The sequence below is a fragment of the Myroides sp. LJL119 genome, from assembly GCF_054871605.1.
In genome coordinates, this window is the sequence record NZ_JBTXLO010000023.1 from 1 (window position 1) to 1,374 (window position 1,374).

At 31.7% G+C, this 1,374-nt stretch carries 2 protein-coding genes; both read left to right on the plus strand.

What is annotated here, in order from left to right; all coding sequences use genetic code 11:
- Positions 1–40: 40 nt before the first annotated feature.
- On the plus strand, positions 41–463 hold the full coding sequence (locus ACYSNV_RS12390; protein WP_461762847.1) for a hypothetical protein: 423 nt from the start codon (positions 41–43) through the stop codon (positions 461–463).
- Between the two features lie 14 nt (positions 464–477).
- Positions 478–1,308 carry an IS3 family transposase gene (locus ACYSNV_RS12395; protein ID WP_461762848.1) on the plus strand — a complete coding sequence of 277 codons (831 nt, stop codon included), beginning with the start codon at positions 478–480 and terminating at the stop codon, positions 1,306–1,308.
- Positions 1,309–1,374 lie beyond the last annotated feature (66 nt).

Sequence of the window (1,374 nt, forward strand, 5' to 3'; positions counted from 1 at the left end):
TGTCACGTCCTGAAATAACGATACACAAAAAACAATCGTTATGACAAATCCTTATGTAAAGCGTACTCAGAAAGATTATACGTTAAGTTTCAAGCTCCAGGTTGTTCAAGAAATAGAACAAGGGCAGTTAAGTTTAGCTCAAGCTAAAACTAAATATGGTATTCAAGGCGACCAAACAGTTAAAAATTGGTTGAAAAAATTTGGTAACTTTGATTGGGACAATCAAATACGTAAACCTATGGAAAAGACACCCGAACAAAAAGTACTGGAGCAAGAAGTGAGAATTCGACAGTTAGAAAAACAAATCAAGCAACTCGAAAGTGAAAAACACTTTGCTCAACAAAAAGCAATCTTCTTCGATATGATGATTGATATTGCTGAAAGAGATTTAAAGATTGATATCCGAAAAAATCAAGAAGCCGCACAATCCTTGAGTATACAGAGCAAAAAAAAGAAACTATAACACTTGCTTGTAGTTTGTGTGGGATCAATAGACAGGTTTACTATAGAGATATCAATCGGACAGAACAATCCAAGACTACAGCTAGTACTGTTGTTGATTTAGTTCAAGAAGTCCGAATGGTAATGCCTCGTCTAGGTACTAGGAAGTTATATTATCTGCTCCAAGAAAAGCTCGGAGCTATTAAAATAGGGCGTGATAAGCTATTTGCTATTTTAAAAGCTAATAATTTACTAATCAAACAAAAGAAAAAATACCATATTACTACGGATTCTGACCATCCTTTTTTCAAGTATCCAAATATAACAACGGATCTAAGTATTAATGGTCCTAACCAACTTTGGGTATCAGATATTACTTATATTGGAACACGAAAACAGCCTTGTTATTTAAGCTTAATTACTGATGTGTACTCCAAAAAAATAGTAGGTTATAATGTCTCTAATAGTCTTTCCTTAGAAGGGGCTAGTAATGCTTTAAAATTTGCAATAAAAGACAATAAAGCAACTATAAAAGGCTTGATACACCACTCAGATAGAGGTTTACAATATTGCTCTAAGTATTATCAAAAAATACTAAGAAGACATGAAATTAAGTGTAGTATGACAAATAATGGTGATCCTTATGAAAATTCGATTGCTGAAAGAATAAATGGTATTTTAAAACAAGAATTTATCATTGATAGATATAATAAAGATTTAGCTATCATGAAGAAAATCATAAAAGAAGTAGTATATACCTATAATAACTACCGTCCGCATAGCTCCAACTATATGCTGACCCCTAATCAAATGTTTGTTACGAAAAATCGGGTATTTAAAGGGTATAAAAAAATAGTAGCAAACTAAAGTCTACTACTATTTTTTATGTAATTTTATAATATTAATCCTGTATCGTTATTTCAGGACTAGACA